The sequence below is a fragment of the Oerskovia sp. USHLN155 genome (assembly GCF_037145535.1).
GTDB classification, from domain to species: Bacteria; Actinomycetota; Actinomycetes; order Actinomycetales; family Cellulomonadaceae; genus Oerskovia; species Oerskovia rustica.
Genome location: NZ_JBBCXG010000002.1, coordinates 67,617 through 82,107, shown reverse-complemented (window position 1 = coordinate 82,107; position 14,491 = coordinate 67,617). Strand labels below are relative to the sequence as shown.

Sequence of the window (14,491 nt, the reverse complement as noted above, 5' to 3'; positions counted from 1 at the left end):
CCTCACACCTTGATCGGGTAGGCGAGGAGGACTCCGAGCGTGGCCAGCAGCACCACCGTGCCGAGCCCGACCATGGCGAGCCGCAGCCGGGGGGACGAGAGCTTGGCGCCGATCCCGCCGAAGAAGAGCACCGACGCGCACATGACCGTGGCCAGGACGTAGTTGTCCTTGACGCCGTTCGCCTGGTGCGCTCGTGCGGCCAGCACGTCGGCCTTCTTCTCGAGCCGTTGCGACTCCTGTGACGAGGCCAGGACGTACTCGTCCATCGCGAACGGGCTGGGCGGTGCGGCCGGGTTGGTCGAGGGGTCCTGCGCGACCCACGCCTCGACCGCGGGCTGGAACTCCTCGCGGAAGCGCGCGTAGAGGAACCCCGAGTAGGTCGACGGGTCCGGCTCGTAGCCGGGGGCCGGGCCGACCCTGCCCTGCTCGGCGTCGAGCGCGCTGAGCCAGTCGGTGAAGAGCTGGACGTCGATGATCGTCTCCTGACCGGCGCGCGTCGAGGCCCGGTTGCTCTCGGTGCGCGCCGCGCCGGCCGCGCTGTACGCCGTCGCCATCTCACCGCCCCAGCGGGCGCTCTGGAACGCCGACCACGCCGTCATGACGGTCGCGATCGCGAGCAGCACCGCGGCGACGAGCTCGAGGTGCCGATGCACCGACGCCGCCGGGCCGCGGGAGTCGCTGCTCCCGCGGTCGGCGGCGTCGGTCGGGCCGTCCGGGGCGGCCGTGCCGGTCACGTCGGTCCTGCGACGTGGTCCTGTGGTGTTCCGCCCCTCAGGCCAGGGCTTTCGCCTTGAGCGTGGCGAACTCGTTCTCGTCGATCACACCTGAGTCGAGCAGGGCCTTGGCGTCGGCGATCTGTGTGACCGGCGAGGAGTCGGTGCCTGCGACACCCCTGATGTAGGCGTCGGTCTGCACCTTGGCCTGCGACATGTCCTGCATCTGGCGCTCGGCCATCCCGCGCCCGCGGGCGATGATGTAGATCAGCGCGGAGACGAACGGGACGACGATGAGGGCGACGACCCACAGCGCCTTCCACCAGCCGTTCAGCGTGTGGTCACGGAAGAGGTCGGCGAGGATCCGGAACAGGATCATCAGGTACATGAAGAAGAAGAACCACCAGACCATCAGCCAGAACCAGTCCATGAAGCTGTCCATGCGAATTCCTCCTCAGGTGGGTGCCGGTCATCCGGCGAGGATCTGAGCCTTCTGCGCCTCGAACTCGGCAGGGCTCAGCACACCCTGGTCGCGCAGCGCGGCGAGCTGCGTGAGCTGGGCGATCTTGGCGTCCATGCCGGCCGGTGCGGGTGCGGGGGCAGGCGGCGGCGCGGCGTAGGTCGGCTGCGGCGCCTGCTGCGGAGGCGGTTCCTCCTGGGCGGCCCAGCGGCCTGCCTGTCGGCGGGAGACGCGGTTGGAGACGGCGGTCGCGGTACCGGCGACGACGGCGGTTCGCGCGACGCCTCGGATCAGTCCGGGCATGGTGTTCCTCCTCTGTCGGGACGTGGGTCAGGTGGCGTTCTCGGCGGCGTCGAGCGCGGCGAGCACGGCCTGCACCGGGATGCGCCCGCTCGCGACGAGCTGGGCGCCGCCGCGGCGCAGGGCGGACGCGAAGGGTGCCGCCCAGACGTTCTCGTAGACCAGGACCGCCGCCGTCCGCCCGGGCTCGACCGCCTCGGCGGCCTCGGTCAGGTCCTCGTGCCCCAGGAGCCCCGACGAGGCACCCGCGAAGATCTCGAGGCCCGTCGATCCGTCGGCGAGCTCGTCGAGCTCGACGCCCACCACGCTCCCGTCCTCCTCCTTGCGCAGCACGAGCAGGTCGAGGACACGGATGGTCCCGCGTTCGACGAGGTCGACGAGCAGGGGGAAGGCCTCGCCCGTCATGGCGTCGGACTCGAACTCGACGACGAGGTAGTCGATCGGTCCGGTGTCCTGCAGGTCGTTCGGGTCCTGGGTCATGGGTCGTCGGTCCTCTCCTCCGGGACCTCTCCGCCGTCCCCCGGACGTCCAGGTGCCCGGTGCGGGGAGAGGTCGCACGTGTCGTGTCGCTCCTGCCCAGGATCCGGCGCCAGGCGGTCTGCGTCGTCATGCGAACCGCATGAACTTGGTCGCGAGGCCCCGGGACGGCGCGACCGGATCATGTGATCGGGGTGATGCGAGCCCCCCGGAGGGCGTGCGGCAATGGGAGGACGTGACCGGGCGAGAGGATGGCCAGACCGTGGACTACACCGACCGACTTCGGCGCTTCGCGATCAACGACGCGCGCCTCGAGGAGGACCTGGAGCTCGAGTCGACCGTCCTCGAGCCCAAGACGCTCGCGCTGATCCGACTCGCCGCGCTCGTCGCGGTCGGCGGGGCGGAGCCGACGTACGGCAGCGAGGTCGACGAAGCGGTGACGGCAGGTGCGACCACCGCGGAGATCGTCGACGTCCTCGCCGCGACCATTCCCATCGTCGGGCTGCCCGCCGTCGTGGCCGCGGCTCCCAAGCTCGCGCTCGCGCTCGGCTACGACCCGTTCGACGCGCGCGAGCCGGGGTGAGCGCTCACGCGCCCAGCAGACCCCTGTCGAGCGCACGCTTCACGGCCTCGCTCCGGCTCGAGACGCCGAGCTTGCGGTAGATCGAACCGATCTCCGAGCTGGCGGTGTTCCGCGACACGAAGAGTCGCTCGCCGATCTCCCGGATCGTGAGGTGGGTCTGGAGATAGGGCAGGAGCCGCAGCTCCGCGGGCGTGAGCGGCGGCCCGGCGCCGACGGCAGTGCTCGTGTGCTCGGCCGCGTCGAAGGACTTGCGCAGGTCCGCGACCTCGTCGGTCAGCACGCCGAGCAAGGGCCGGCGGAGCAGCACGTCGTCGATCTCGCGCAGGAGGTGGCGGACCGCGGCGACGTCCGCCGTCGCCCAGCTCGTCCGCGCGAGGCGGAGACGTACGCGCACGGCGAGCGTGGGGAACGCGTACGTGCAGAACGTCCTGGTGCGCATCCCGCGGGTCAGGAGGTCGTTCGTCCGAGCGGGGTCGTGGTCGTGGTGGGCCAGGCGAGCGGCCACGGCGTAGCCGAGCGCGCTCGTGGGGTAGTCGCCCAGCCGATGGGTCTCGATGATGGTGAGGACCCGCTGGACCCGGGTCCTGGCGCTCTCCCACCGACGGTGGTCCATGTCGAGGTCGGCGAGCTGCGACTCGGCGTACACGAGCGTGTCGGCGTCGCCCAGGGCGCTCGCGGCCTCGGCGCCGAGCTCGAGGTGTCGGACGGCGGACTCGTCGTCGCCGGTCAGGCGGAGCGCGTCGGCGCTCATCACGAGCGCGGTGTCGCGCCACGAGCTCCACTCGGGCTCGGCCGTCAGGGCGACCCCGGCGTCGTCGAGCATCCGTTGCGGGCCGTCCGGGCACCGCAGGGCCCGGAACATGGCCCGCGCCGAGTCGAACGAGGCCGACCCGTCCCCGGGGGCGCCGTCGAACGTGGCCGCGTCGGCGACCGCTCCCCAGTGCTCGGCGACCCCGGCGCGCCCCTCGTACACCGCGACGTAGCCGGCGAGCACCGCGAGCGGCGGGTGGCTGCGGATCGCGTCGTCGCCCAGGACGCCCAACCACCGGTCGATCGTGGAGATCTGGCCGCCCTGGAAGAGGGACATGACGATCCGGGTGACGAGCCTGGCGGCGCGCTCGCGCTCGCCCGTCGCGAGGAGCTGCTCGACGGCACGCGCCGGGGAGCCGTTCGCCTCGTACCAGTCGGCCGCCCGGACCCGGAGGTCGTCGGCGAGGTCCGGCTCTGCCGTCAGGAGGTCGTCGAGCAGCAGCTCGCGGAACAGGGCGTGGTACCGGAACCAGCGGCGGTGCCGGTCGAGCGGCACGAGGAAGAGGTGCGCGGACTCGAGCTCTCGCAGGTGCCGCAGCGACGAGCTCTCTCCGAGGACGGCGTCGCACAGGGGGGCGGTGAGGTCGTCGAGGATCGCGGTGCGGCGCAGGAACTGCCGCGTCTCGTCGGGCAGCCGTCGGAGCGCCTCCCGCTGGAGGTAGTCCGCGACGTACCGGTCGGTGCCCGTGACGGCCGCCGCGTCCGCGCCGTCCCCGCCGTCGCGTGCGACGAGCGCCGCGAGGTGCACCCCCACGGGCCACCCCTCGGTCCGCGTCCGGACGGCGTCCGCGACGTCGGGCGTGAGGGGCACGTCCGACGCGGCGAACACCTGAGCGGTGCCCTCGGCGTCGAGCGCGAGCTCGTGCACCCCGACCTCGACCGTCTCGTCCGTCGCGCGCAGCCGCGCCAGGTGGGGTTGCTCGTCGCGGCTCGCGGCGACGAGCTGCGACCCGTCGGGGATGCCACCGACCACGATGCCCAGCACGTCGTGGCAGGCCGCGGACCGGACCTCGTGCAGGTCGTCGAGCACCAGGACGAAGGCGGCAGGGCTCGTCCGGAGGACCGACGCCAGGTGGGGGGCAGCCCGCCCCAGCAGCGAGGCGTCGGGGCCGGCCATGTCCGCGCCGAGGTCCGGCAGCCCGATCCCGTGGCGGGCGACGGCGGCGGCCAGCACGGACAGCAGGGTCAGGGGGGCGTCGTCGAACCGGTCGAGCGTGATCCACACGACCGTCCTCGGGTCGCTCGCTGCCCACTCGGCGAGAAGCGTGGACTTGCCGTAGCCCGGAGGAGCGGTGACCCCCACCACGCGCCGTCCGCTCGCGCGCGCCGCGTCGATCAGGGGCGCCCGGCTCACGACCGGCGCGCCCGTCCCGGGCACGGTGAACTTGGCGTCGAGGAGCTGGCGGTCGAGCTCCACAGTCGTCGGTGCCGTCCACGGCTCTCCGTTCACGTCTTTCACGATAGGGCGCCGACCCCCGGAGCGCCCGGGGGAGCCGGGGGATCACCTGGTCTGGGGGATGCCCCGGGGCGTTGCCGTTCCTAGCGTGGGACGCATCCACGTCTCGTCGCCGACCGAGCGGAGTCCCTCATGCGTCCCGACCAGCACGCTCGCACGATGCTGCCCATCCCGGACCGGCCTGCTCCTGGGCTCACGACGTACGACGCGAAGGATCCCGACACGTCGTACCCGCCCATCGAGCCGCTGCTGCCCCCTGAAGGGGCTCCGAACGTCCTGGTGATCCTGCTCGACGACGTGGGCTTCGGGGCGTCGAGCGCGTTCGGCGGCCCGTGCCGGACCCCGACCGCGGAGCGGCTCGCGGCCGGCGGGCTGCGCTTCAACCGGTTCCACACGACCGCGCTGTGCGCGCCGACCCGGCAGGCGTTGCTGACGGGCCGCAACCACCACTCGGTCGGCATGGGCAGCATCACCGAGACCGCGACGTCGGCCCCCGGCAACAGCTCGGTGCGCCCCAACACCAAGGCGCCGCTCGCGATGACCCTCAAGCTCAACGGGTACTCGACGGCCCAGTTCGGCAAGTGCCACGAGGTGCCCGTCTGGCAGACCTCACCCCTGGGGCCGTTCGACGCCTGGCCCTCGGGCGGCGGCGGGTTCGAGACGTTCTACGGGTTCATCGGCGGGGAGAACAACCAGTGGGACCCCGCGCTGTACGACGGGACGACCCCCGTCGAGCCGCCCGCCACGCCCGAGGAGGGGTACCACCTGACCGAGGACCTCACGGATCGTGCGGTCGGCTGGGTGCGCCAGCAGAAGGCGCTCATGCCCGACCGGCCGTTCTTCGTGTACTTCGCGCCCGGCGCGACGCACGCCCCGCACCACGTCCCCAAGGAGTGGGCAGACCGCTACGCGGGCCAGTTCGACGACGGCTGGGACGTGCAGCGCGAGCGCACGTTCGCGCGCCAGCAGGAGCTCGGCGTGGTCCCGGCCGAGGCCGAGCTCACGGTGCGCAACCCGCAGATCCCGGCGTGGGACGAGATGCCCGACGACCTCAAGCCCGTGCTCGTGCGGGAGATGGAGGTCTACGCGGGGTTCCTCGAGCACACCGACCACCACGTGGGTCGGCTCGTCGACGCCCTCGACGACCTCGGGATCCTCGACGACACGCTGATCTACTACATCATCGGCGACAACGGGGCCTCGGCCGAGGGGACCCTGAACGGCGCGTTCAACGAGATGGCGAACTTCAACGGCATGGCGGCGCTCGAGACGCCGGAGTTCCTTCGCTCCAAGGTCGACGAGTTCGGGTCGCCGTCGTCGTACAACCACTACGCGGTCGGCTGGGCGTGGGCCATGGACACGCCGTTCCAGTGGACCAAGCAGGTCGCCTCGCACTGGGGCGGGACCCGCAACGGCACGATCGTGCACTGGCCCGAGCGCATCACGCAGGGCGACGGCCTGCGCTCGCAGTTCACGCACGTCATCGACGTGGCCCCCACGATCCTCGAGGCCGCGGGGCTGCCCGAGCCGACGAGCGTCAACGGGGTCCAGCAGTCGCCCATGGAGGGCACGAGCATGCTCTACGCGTTCGACGACGCGCAGAGCCCCGAGCGGCACGACCTGCAGTACTTCGAGATGTTCGCGAACCGCGGGATCTACTTCAAGGGCTGGAGCGCCGTGACCAAGCACCGCACCCCGTGGCTCCTGGTCGGCGGCGAGGTGCCCGCGTTCGACGACGACGTCTGGGAGCTCTACGACGGGCGCACCGACTTCAGCCAGGCGCACGACCTCGCGGCCGAGCAGCCCGAGAGGCTCGCGGGGCTCCAGCGGCTGTGGCTCATCGAGGCGACCAAGTACGGCGTGCTCCCCATGGACGACCGCACGGGCGAACGGCTGGACCCCGCGTCCGCAGGGCGCCCCACGCTCGTCCACGGCACGTCGCAGCAGTTCTTCGCCGGGATGGGGAGGCTCTCGGAGAGCAGCGTGGTCAGCATCAAGAACCGCTCGTTCTCGGTCACGGCCGAGGTCGAGGTCCCGGCCGCGGGCGTCGAGGGCGTGATCATCGCCCAGGGCGGCCGGTTCGGCGGGTGGTCGCTGTACGCCAAGGAGGGGCGGGCGAAGTTCGTCTACAACGTCCTGGGCATCCAGGAGTTCGTGGTCACCGCTGACCACGCTGTCCCCGCGGGTACGCACCAGGTCCGCATGGAGTTCGCGTACGACGGCGGCGGCCTCGCCAAGGGCGGCGACGTCACCCTCTACTACGACGGCGAGGTCGCAGGAGCAGGGCGCGTCGGGGCGACGCAGCCCATGATCTTCTCCGCGGACGAGACGACCGACGTCGGGTACGAGTCGGGCACCCCGGTCACGTCCGACTACACGACCCGGGGGAGCCGCTTCACGGGCAGGATCGGCTGGGTCCAGATCGACCTGGGCACCGACGACCACGACCACTTCATCGACCCGGACGAGCGCCTGCGGATCGCGATGGCGCGCCAGTGACGGGTGGGCGAGGGGCTTCCCCACCCGCGCACGGCCCGACGGCGCCGCTCACCTCGCAGGGGGAGCGGCGCCGTCGGGCGGGATGCTCGCCGGGCGCGACCCGTGCAAGTGGTCCGGTGGACGTGCGCATGGCGTCGCGCGGGCGCACGCTGAGATCTCCATCCGGTGCGATCACGACGGGACCCCTGCGCGAGGCGAGCGGATGCTCGACGGTGCGCGGCGCCGTCGGGCAAGGAGCTGGACCATGACCACTGAAGGAACCGCGCGGACCCCCGAAGGAACCACCCCCACCCCCGTGGTGTTCGTCCACGGGCTGTGGCTGCACGCCGACTCCTGGGCGCCCTGGGTCGAGCGGTACGCCGCCGCCGGGTACGACGCCCACGCGCCCGGCTGGCCGGGCGACGGCGCGACCGTCGAGGAGACCCGGGCGAACCCCGACGCCGTCGGCGGGTACGGGATCGACGAGGTCGTCGCGCACTACGTCGAGGTCCTCGACGGGCTGGCGGCCCAGGCCGTCGTCGTCGGGCACTCGTTCGGCGGGCTGATCGTCCAGCGCCTGCTCACCGCGGGGCACGCGCGTGCGGGGATCGCGATCGACCCCGCACCCATGCGCGGCAACATCCTGCTGCCGCCCAGCTCGCTCAAGGTCGCGGCGGTCGCGCTCAAGAACCCCGCCCACTACAAGGGCTCGGTCTCCCTGACGCCCGAGGAGTTCCGCTACGGCTTCGCCAACGAGCTGTCCGACGAGGAGGCCGCCGAGCTGTACGAGCGGTGGACCATCCCCTCGCCCGGGCGCCCCCTCTTCGAGGACGCCGCGGCGAACCTGTTCCCGCACTCGGCCGCGAAGGTCGACTCGAAGAACGCCGACCGCGGTCCGCTGCTGTTCGTCGCGGGCGGCATGGACCACACCGCGCCCGCCTCGCTCACCAAGACCTCGGCCAAGATCTACCGGCGCCACTCCGACGCCGTGACCGACCTCCACGAGTTCCCCGACCGCGGGCACTCGCTCACCATCGACCACGGCTGGGCCGAGGTCGCCGACACGACCCTCACGTGGCTCAAGGAACAGGGGATCTGACATGCCGTTCATCACCACCGCCGACGAGACCCGGATCTTCTACAAGGACTGGGGGAGCGGGCAGCCCGTCGTCTTCAGCCACGGCTGGCCCCTGAACGCCGACGCCTGGGACCGGCAGCTCAACCTGGTCGCCTCGCACGGCTTCCGCGGGATCGCGCACGACCGGCGCGGGCACGGCCGCTCGACCCAGACGTGGGACGGCAACGACATGGACACCTACGCGGACGACCTTGCCGCGCTCATCGAGGCCCTCGACCTGACCGACGTCGTCCTCGTCGGCCACTCCACGGGCGGGGGCGAGGTGACCCGCTACCTGGGCCGGCACGGCACGGGCCGTGTCGCGAAGGCCGTGCTGCTCGGGGCCGTGCCGCCGCTCATGCTCCGCACACCGGACAACCCCGACGGCGTCCCGATCGAGGCGTTGGACCAGATCCGCGCCGGGCTCCTCGCCGACCGGTCGCAGTTCTACCAGGACCTGTCGGTCGCGTTCTACGGCGGGAACCGGGACGGCTCGACGCTGACGCAGGGTGTGCGCGACCAGTTCTGGCGCCTGTCGATGCAGGCCGGCCTCAAGGCCGCCTACGACTGCGTCGAGCAGTTCTCCGAGACCGACTTCACCGCGGACCTGCGCTCGATCGACGTCCCGGTGCTCGTCGTGCACGGCGACGACGACCAGATGGTGCCCATCGGGCCCTCCGCGCTCAGGACGGTCGAGCTGCTCCCGGACGCGACGCTCGTCGTGCACGAGGGGCGCCCGCACGGGCTGTTCGGCGACTACGAGACCGAGTTCGACGAGGACCTGCTCGCGTTCCTGGGCTCCTGACCCCGCGTCCCCGGCGAACCGGGGCGCTCGCCGGACCACCGCCGTCCTGCCCGACGGCGCCGCTCACCTTCGCGGTGAGCGGCGCCGTCGCGCTCGCACGTCGTGCGTCGGGCGTCGGCGAGACGGGAACTGGCGTCGGCGACGCCTCGCGCCGAGGGGGATCACCCGATCTGCGTGACGCGCCACCTGACGTCCCAGGCGCTCAATGAGAGGGGTGCTCGGTCGAGCACCGCGAGCGGTACGGCACCGAGAGGAACATCATGAGCGAACCGACCGAGGACACCCCCGTGCTCGACCTGCTGGTGGAGATGACCGCGGACTCCGTCGAGGCGTCGAGCCTCGACCTCGAGACCGTGATGCTCGTCCGGCTCGCGGCCCTCGTGGCGGTCGACGCGCCACCGGTGTCGTACCTGATGAACCTCGAGGCCGCAGGCGAGGTCGGCGTCGACGCCGACAAGGTCGCCGGCGTGCTCGCCGCGGTCGCACCGATCGTCGGGACGCCTCGGGTGGTCGCGGCCTCGGCCGGGATCGCCGAGTCGCTCGCCTTCGAGATCGCGGTCGCGGTCGCCGACCTCGCGGAGCAGAGCGAGGAGTAGACGTGTGACTGCCGAGCCCGGCGACGGGGTGCGCGACTCCGAAGCCGCCGACCCGGTCGCCGTGGGGCGCGGAAGCCCGGCCGCCGTGACCTGGGGCGCCAGGAGGGCGACGTGACAGCAGAGGGATCCGACGGGAGCGGCGGCAAAGGTCCGGCCGAGCCGGCCGGTGCCCCGACGGCGAGCATGAGCGACCTCTCGACGAGGCGCCGGTGGACCTTGATCAGCCTCGGGCTGCTCCGGGCCGGGGGGATCGCGATCCTGCTGGTCGCGCTCTACTACCTGCTGCCGCTCGACCGCCCCTCGCCGTCGTCCCTGACCGTCGGGCTCCTCGTCGGTCTGCTGGTGCTCGTGGCGACGATGTACTGGGAGGTCCGTGCGATCGTCCGCGCCAGGTTCCCGGGCATCCGGGCGACGCAGGCGCTGGCGACGACGGTCCCGCTCTTCCTGCTCGTGTTCGCGGCCACCTACTTCATGATCGCCTTCCACGACCCGGCGACGTTCAGCGAGCCGCTGAGCCGCTCCGACGCCCTCTACTTCACGATCACGACGTTCGCGACGGTGGGGCTCGGGGACATCGCTCCTCGCTCCGAAGCCGTGCGGCTGCTCGTGGCGGTGCAGGTGCTGCTCGACCTGGTCGTCCTCGGTCTGGGGATCCAGGTCATCGTGGGGGCCGTCAAGAAGAGCCGGGTGCGTGAGGTTCCTGGTGTCGACACGGCGTGACACCAGTTGAGGAACCCTCTGACCTGCGTCTTTGCCATGCAGAAGCCGTTGTGACACCACTTTCTGAGATAGATGACGCCACATCTCTTGCGATGACACCATGGATGGTGTCATAGTGGCGTCATGGAACTTACGAGATACGTCGACGAGCTGCAGCACCAGCTCGCCACCGCAGCCGCCGCAGGCGGGGACGAGGCCCGTGAGCTCGCCGGCCGTCTGTCGGCCCCGCTCGACGCCGCCGTCCGGCTCGTCCTGCTCGAAGCCCTCTCGACCGCGGCCAGCGAGATCACGGCCGAGCTCGCGCCGGGTGCGGTCGACGTCCGGCTGCGAGGCCGCGACCCCGAGTTCATCGTGACCCCCGCACCCGCCTCGGCCTTCGACGACGACGCCACCCCGGCGGCCGAGCCCGCCCGCCCGGCGGTGCTCGACCCTGACGACGTCAGCACGTCCCGCACCACGCTCCGCCTGCCCGACCAGCTCAAGGCACAGGTCGAGGAAGCGGCATCCCGTGAGGGCATGTCCGTCAACACGTGGCTCGTGCGCGCGGTCGCCGCCGCGCTCGCCCCCACCGCCCCCTCCCGCCCGGTTCCCCGGGCCACGAGCACCTCCGGTCGCGTGACCGGCTGGGTGCGCTGACCCACCACCCCCGACACCACCACATCCCCGCGCCCCGCCACCCCGGGGCGGACACGCTCACCCCTCTGGAGGATCCGTCATGCCCACTTTCGCCGCCCCCACGCCCGTCCCGGTCGTCATCGACGTCCCCTTCGGCAACCTGTACGTCGTCGCCGGCGAACGGGACGACGTCGTCGTGACCGTCCTCCCGGCCGACCCGAGCAAGTCCGGCTCGGTCCGCGCCGCCGAGGAGACCCGCGTCGAGCGCGACGGCGACGCCATCGCGATCGTCTACCCCAACGCCTGGAAGCAGTACGTCCTGCCGTTCGCCTCCGGTGGCGCGAAGGTCACCATCGAGGTTCCCGCCGGGTCGGACCTGCGCGGCAAGGCAGGCTCCCTCTACGCGGAGGGCCGGCTCGGGACCGTCGACCTCAACCTCAACGGCGGCAACGCCCGGCTCGACGACGTCGACCGCCTCGACATCAAGGTCTCGGCCGGGTCGCTCAGCGTCGGCCGGGTCTCCGGCACCGTCGACGCCGTGGTCTCGGCGGGCGGCCTGCGCGTCCGCGCGCTCGACGGCGACGCGACCGTCAAGGTGCCCAACGGCACCACCGAGATCGGGCGGACCACCGGGAGCCTGCGCGTCAACGGCGCGCACGGGGACATCTCGATCGACCGGTCCCACGGCGACACGGTCGTCAGGTGCGCGCACGGCGGGATCCGTGTCGAGCAGGCCGTGAACGGTCGCGTCCAGCTCGAGAGCTCGTACGGCTCGATCGAGGTCGGCGTGCCCGAGGGCACGGCCGCCTGGCTCGACGCGACCTCGCAGCACGGCCAGGTCCGCAACCTCCTGCAGGACGCGGCCGGTCCCGGCGAGTCCGACCTGACGGTCGAGGTCCGCGCAGGCACCAGCTACGGCGACGTGATCGTGCGCCGCCCGCACGCCTGAGGCCGCCTCTCCTCCCTGCCCCCACCAGAAGTGCTCTCACCGCTCGTCCCTGCTCCACCCGCTCGTCCACCACCCTCGAAGGAGAAGCTCATGAGCACCACAGTCCGCGGACCCGCGATCGAGGTCGCCGGCCTGCGCAAGTCCTACCGCTCGAAGTCCGGCACCCAGCTCGTGCTCGACGGCGTCGACCTCGTCGTCCCGGCCGGGACGATCACCGCGCTGCTCGGTCCCAACGGCTCGGGCAAGACCACGACCGTAGGCGTCCTGTCGACCCTGCTCGCCGCCGACGCCGGCACGGTCCGCATCGCGGGTCACGACATCGCCCGTGAGCCGGACGCCGTCCGCGCCTCGATCGGCGTGACCGGCCAGATCACGGCCGTCGACGAGCTGCTCACCGGCACCGAGAACCTGCGGCTCATGGCCGACCTGAACCACCTCGGGAAGTCCGCCGGACGCCGTCGGGCGACCGCGCTGCTCGAGCAGTTCGGCCTCGCCGAGGCCGCCGGCAAGCCCGTGGCCACCTACTCGGGCGGCATGAAGCGCAAGCTCGACCTCGCGATGACGCTCGTCGGCACGCCGTCGGTCGTCTTCCTCGACGAGCCGACGACGGGTCTCGACCCCCGCAGCCGTCGCACCCTGTGGGACGAGGTGCGTGCGCTCGTCGAGGGGGGCACCACGATCCTGCTCACCACGCAGTACCTCGAGGAGGCGGACCGGCTCGCCGACTCCGTCGCGGTCCTCCACGGCGGCCGCATCGTCGCCGAGGGCACGCCCGCAGAGCTCAAGTCCGTGCACGACGCAGGCTCGCTCGACGAGGTCTTCCTCGCGCTGACCGAACCGCCCACCGAGGAGGAGGCCGGCACCGACTCCGCTGCCGCCACCGGTCCGACACAGGACAAGGAGAACGTCCGATGACTGCCATCGCCACCACCGCCCCCACCACCACGGCTCGGCCCCGTCCGGTCGCCGACGTCCTGACCATGCTGCGCCGCAGCCTGCTGCGCGCCGTGCGCTACCCCGGCCTGACGGTCTTCATCGTCGGCGGCCCGATGGTCATGCTGCTGCTGTTCGTCTACGTCTTCGGCGGGGCCTTCGGTGCCGGCGTGGCTCCCGGGATCACGCCGGGCGCCGACGGCCGGGCCGCCTACCTGGACTACATCACGCCGACCCTCCTGGTCATCACCGTCGTGGGGGGAGCGACGTCGGTCGCGGTGAGCGCCGCGATGGACGCCGCGAGCGGCATCATGTCCCGGTTCAAGACCATGGCGATCTCGCCGGGGTCCATCCTCTCGGGGCACGTCCTCGGGTTCGCCGTGCAGGCCATGATCGCCGTGGTCCTCGTGCTGGGCGCCGCGATCGCCATGGGCTACCGCCCCGAGGCCGACGCGCTCGACTGGCTCGCCCTCCTGGGCCTGTTCGTCCTGCTCGGGATCTGCCTCAACTGGCTGTGCGTCGCCATGGGTCTGGGCGCCCGCAGCGTCGAGACCGCGAGCAACACGCCCATGCTCCTGCTGCTCCTGCCGTTCCTGGGCAGCGGGTTCGTGCCCGTCGAGACCATGCCGACGGCCGTGCGCTGGTTCGCCGAGCACCAGCCCTTCACGCCCATCATCGACACCGTGCGCGGGCTGCTCGCCGGGGGAGCGGGGCTCGAGGGATCGACCGCGGTGCAGGCCGTGGCCTGGTCCGTCGTGATCGGCGTCGCGGGCTACGTCTGGGCTCGTGCGCTCTTCCGTCGCGAGCGTCGCGTCTGAGACGGACGCCGCCCCGCATCGCCGGGCGTGCTCCAGAGGCCTCCGGGCCGAGCCGTCACGGCTCGGCCCGGAGGCCCTCGGCGTTCGCGGTCCCTCGTCGTGGCGGACGGCCTGGACTCACAGGTCGCGGTACATGATGTGGAGCCCGACGAGACCGGCCGTCGGGTGCCGGAACGCCTCGGGCACGGTCGCCAGGATCTCGAACCCGAAGGACTCCCAGAGCCGCACGGCACGCTCGTTGGTCTCGACGACGGCGTTGAACTGCATCGCGAGGTAGCCCTCGGCGCGGGCGCCGTCGAGCACCGCGTTCGCGAGGGCGCGTCCGACGCCGCGACCACCGCTGCCCGGCCCGACGACGAAGCTCGCGTTCGCGACGTGGGCGCCCGCGCCGGGAAGGTTGGGCAGGTACTTCGCCGTGCCGACCACCCCGTCCGTGCCCACCGCGACGAGCACGCGGGCTCCCGGAGCGGCCGTCCACGCCGCGCGGGCCTCCGCCTCGCCGATGTCGCGAGGGTAGGTGTAGGTCTCACCCGCGCGGAAGGCAGGCTCGAGCACACGCCAGATCCCGGACCAGTCGTCGGACGTCGCTGTGCGGATCTCGATCTCTGGGCTCACGCTGCCGAGCCTATCCGCGCCCTGGGCGGGGCCGGGTGTGACCAGC

Annotated in this window: 16 protein-coding genes; 10 read left to right on the top strand and 6 right to left on the bottom strand. The window is 72.2% G+C overall.

The window, feature by feature from the left end; translation table 11 throughout:
- Positions 1 to 2: 2 nt before the first annotated feature.
- The 4 genes from WFH32_RS03290 to WFH32_RS03275 are packed head-to-tail and all read right to left on the bottom strand — an operon-like array spanning position 3 to position 1,953.
- A complete protein-coding gene (locus tag WFH32_RS03290) occupies positions 3 to 734 on the bottom strand; it encodes a hypothetical protein (RefSeq protein ID WP_191795451.1) in 732 nt (243 codons plus the stop codon).
- Between the two features lie 37 nt (positions 735 to 771).
- On the bottom strand, positions 772 to 1,155 hold the full coding sequence (locus WFH32_RS03285) for an SHOCT domain-containing protein (protein WP_191795452.1): 384 nt from the start codon (positions 1,153 to 1,155) through the stop codon (positions 772 to 774).
- A 27-nt stretch (positions 1,156 to 1,182) separates the two neighbouring features.
- Positions 1,183 to 1,476, bottom strand: coding sequence for an SHOCT domain-containing protein (locus WFH32_RS03280; RefSeq protein ID WP_191795453.1), 294 nt, complete (start codon positions 1,474 to 1,476; stop codon positions 1,183 to 1,185).
- A gap of 27 nt (positions 1,477 to 1,503) precedes the next feature.
- Entirely contained in the window at positions 1,504 to 1,953 is a 450-nt protein-coding gene (locus WFH32_RS03275) for a DUF6325 family protein (RefSeq protein WP_191795454.1), read from the bottom strand.
- 259 nt (positions 1,954 to 2,212) lie between these two features.
- On the opposite strand from WFH32_RS03275, the gene WFH32_RS03270 reads away from it, so the two are divergent.
- Positions 2,213 to 2,533 carry a carboxymuconolactone decarboxylase family protein gene (locus WFH32_RS03270; protein ID WP_030153209.1) on the top strand — a complete coding sequence of 107 codons (321 nt, stop codon included), beginning with the start codon at positions 2,213 to 2,215 and terminating at the stop codon, positions 2,531 to 2,533.
- A gap of 4 nt (positions 2,534 to 2,537) precedes the next feature.
- Here the strand turns inward: WFH32_RS03270 and WFH32_RS03265 are convergent, their stop codons facing one another.
- Positions 2,538 to 4,793: a LuxR C-terminal-related transcriptional regulator gene (locus WFH32_RS03265; RefSeq protein WP_336706226.1), complete on the bottom strand. Its 2,256-nt coding sequence runs from the start codon at positions 4,791 to 4,793 to the stop codon at positions 2,538 to 2,540.
- Positions 4,794 to 4,931: 138 nt separating this feature from the next.
- On the opposite strand from WFH32_RS03265, the gene WFH32_RS03260 reads away from it, so the two are divergent.
- The 9 genes from WFH32_RS03260 to WFH32_RS03220 all read left to right on the top strand — a co-directional run bounded on the left by WFH32_RS03260 (position 4,932) and on the right by WFH32_RS03220 (position 13,830).
- Entirely contained in the window at positions 4,932 to 7,298 is a 2,367-nt protein-coding gene (locus WFH32_RS03260) for an arylsulfatase (protein WP_336706225.1), read from the top strand.
- Between the two features lie 244 nt (positions 7,299 to 7,542).
- Positions 7,543 to 8,376 carry an alpha/beta hydrolase gene (locus tag WFH32_RS03255; RefSeq protein WP_336706224.1) on the top strand — a complete coding sequence of 278 codons (834 nt, stop codon included), beginning with the start codon at positions 7,543 to 7,545 and terminating at the stop codon, positions 8,374 to 8,376.
- Between the two features lies 1 nt (position 8,377).
- Complete coding sequence (locus WFH32_RS03250; RefSeq protein ID WP_191796468.1) at positions 8,378 to 9,199, top strand: alpha/beta fold hydrolase; 822 nt, start codon at positions 8,378 to 8,380, stop codon at positions 9,197 to 9,199.
- A 260-nt stretch (positions 9,200 to 9,459) separates the two neighbouring features.
- Positions 9,460 to 9,795, top strand: coding sequence for a carboxymuconolactone decarboxylase family protein (locus tag WFH32_RS03245; RefSeq protein ID WP_191796469.1), 336 nt, complete (start codon positions 9,460 to 9,462; stop codon positions 9,793 to 9,795).
- Between the two features lie 111 nt (positions 9,796 to 9,906).
- Complete coding sequence (locus WFH32_RS03240) at positions 9,907 to 10,515, top strand: potassium channel family protein (RefSeq protein WP_336706223.1); 609 nt, start codon at positions 9,907 to 9,909, stop codon at positions 10,513 to 10,515.
- Between the two features lie 123 nt (positions 10,516 to 10,638).
- Positions 10,639 to 11,151 (top strand): histidine kinase, encoded by a 513-nt coding sequence (locus tag WFH32_RS03235; protein WP_336706222.1) that lies wholly within the window; start codon positions 10,639 to 10,641, stop codon positions 11,149 to 11,151.
- Between the two features lie 79 nt (positions 11,152 to 11,230).
- Complete coding sequence (locus WFH32_RS03230) at positions 11,231 to 12,079, top strand: DUF4097 family beta strand repeat-containing protein (protein ID WP_336706221.1); 849 nt, start codon at positions 11,231 to 11,233, stop codon at positions 12,077 to 12,079.
- A gap of 90 nt (positions 12,080 to 12,169) precedes the next feature.
- Positions 12,170 to 12,994: an ABC transporter ATP-binding protein gene (locus WFH32_RS03225; RefSeq protein ID WP_336706220.1), complete on the top strand. Its 825-nt coding sequence runs from the start codon at positions 12,170 to 12,172 to the stop codon at positions 12,992 to 12,994.
- Positions 12,991 to 13,830 carry an ABC transporter permease gene (locus WFH32_RS03220; RefSeq protein WP_191796473.1) on the top strand — a complete coding sequence of 280 codons (840 nt, stop codon included), beginning with the start codon at positions 12,991 to 12,993 and terminating at the stop codon, positions 13,828 to 13,830. Before WFH32_RS03225 ends, WFH32_RS03220 begins: the two co-directional genes overlap by 4 nt.
- A 117-nt stretch (positions 13,831 to 13,947) precedes the next feature.
- Here WFH32_RS03220 and WFH32_RS03215 read toward each other — a convergent pair whose 3' ends face one another.
- Positions 13,948 to 14,445: a GNAT family N-acetyltransferase gene (locus WFH32_RS03215; RefSeq protein ID WP_336706219.1), complete on the bottom strand. Its 498-nt coding sequence runs from the start codon at positions 14,443 to 14,445 to the stop codon at positions 13,948 to 13,950.
- Between the last annotated feature and the right edge of the window lie 46 nt (positions 14,446 to 14,491).

Excerpts from the sequence above, each read along its gene's own strand:
- WFH32_RS03285 (WP_191795452.1), bottom strand. The coding sequence starts at position 1,155 with ATGGACAGCTTCATGGACTGGTTCTGGCTGATGGTCTGGTGGTTCTTC.
- WFH32_RS03280 (WP_191795453.1), bottom strand. The coding sequence starts at position 1,476 with ATGCCCGGACTGATCCGAGGCGTCGCGCGAACCGCCGTCGTCGCCGGT.
- WFH32_RS03275 (WP_191795454.1), bottom strand. The coding sequence starts at position 1,953 with ATGACCCAGGACCCGAACGACCTGCAGGACACCGGACCGATCGACTAC.
- WFH32_RS03260 (WP_336706225.1), top strand. The coding sequence starts at position 4,932 with ATGCGTCCCGACCAGCACGCTCGCACGATGCTGCCCATCCCGGACCGG.
- WFH32_RS03255 (WP_336706224.1), top strand. The coding sequence starts at position 7,543 with ATGACCACTGAAGGAACCGCGCGGACCCCCGAAGGAACCACCCCCACC.
- WFH32_RS03250 (WP_191796468.1), top strand. The coding sequence starts at position 8,378 with ATGCCGTTCATCACCACCGCCGACGAGACCCGGATCTTCTACAAGGAC.
- WFH32_RS03245 (WP_191796469.1), top strand. The coding sequence starts at position 9,460 with ATGAGCGAACCGACCGAGGACACCCCCGTGCTCGACCTGCTGGTGGAG.
- WFH32_RS03235 (WP_336706222.1), top strand. The coding sequence starts at position 10,639 with ATGGAACTTACGAGATACGTCGACGAGCTGCAGCACCAGCTCGCCACC.
- WFH32_RS03230 (WP_336706221.1), top strand. The coding sequence starts at position 11,231 with ATGCCCACTTTCGCCGCCCCCACGCCCGTCCCGGTCGTCATCGACGTC.
- WFH32_RS03225 (WP_336706220.1), top strand. The coding sequence starts at position 12,170 with ATGAGCACCACAGTCCGCGGACCCGCGATCGAGGTCGCCGGCCTGCGC.
- WFH32_RS03220 (WP_191796473.1), top strand. The coding sequence starts at position 12,991 with ATGACTGCCATCGCCACCACCGCCCCCACCACCACGGCTCGGCCCCGT.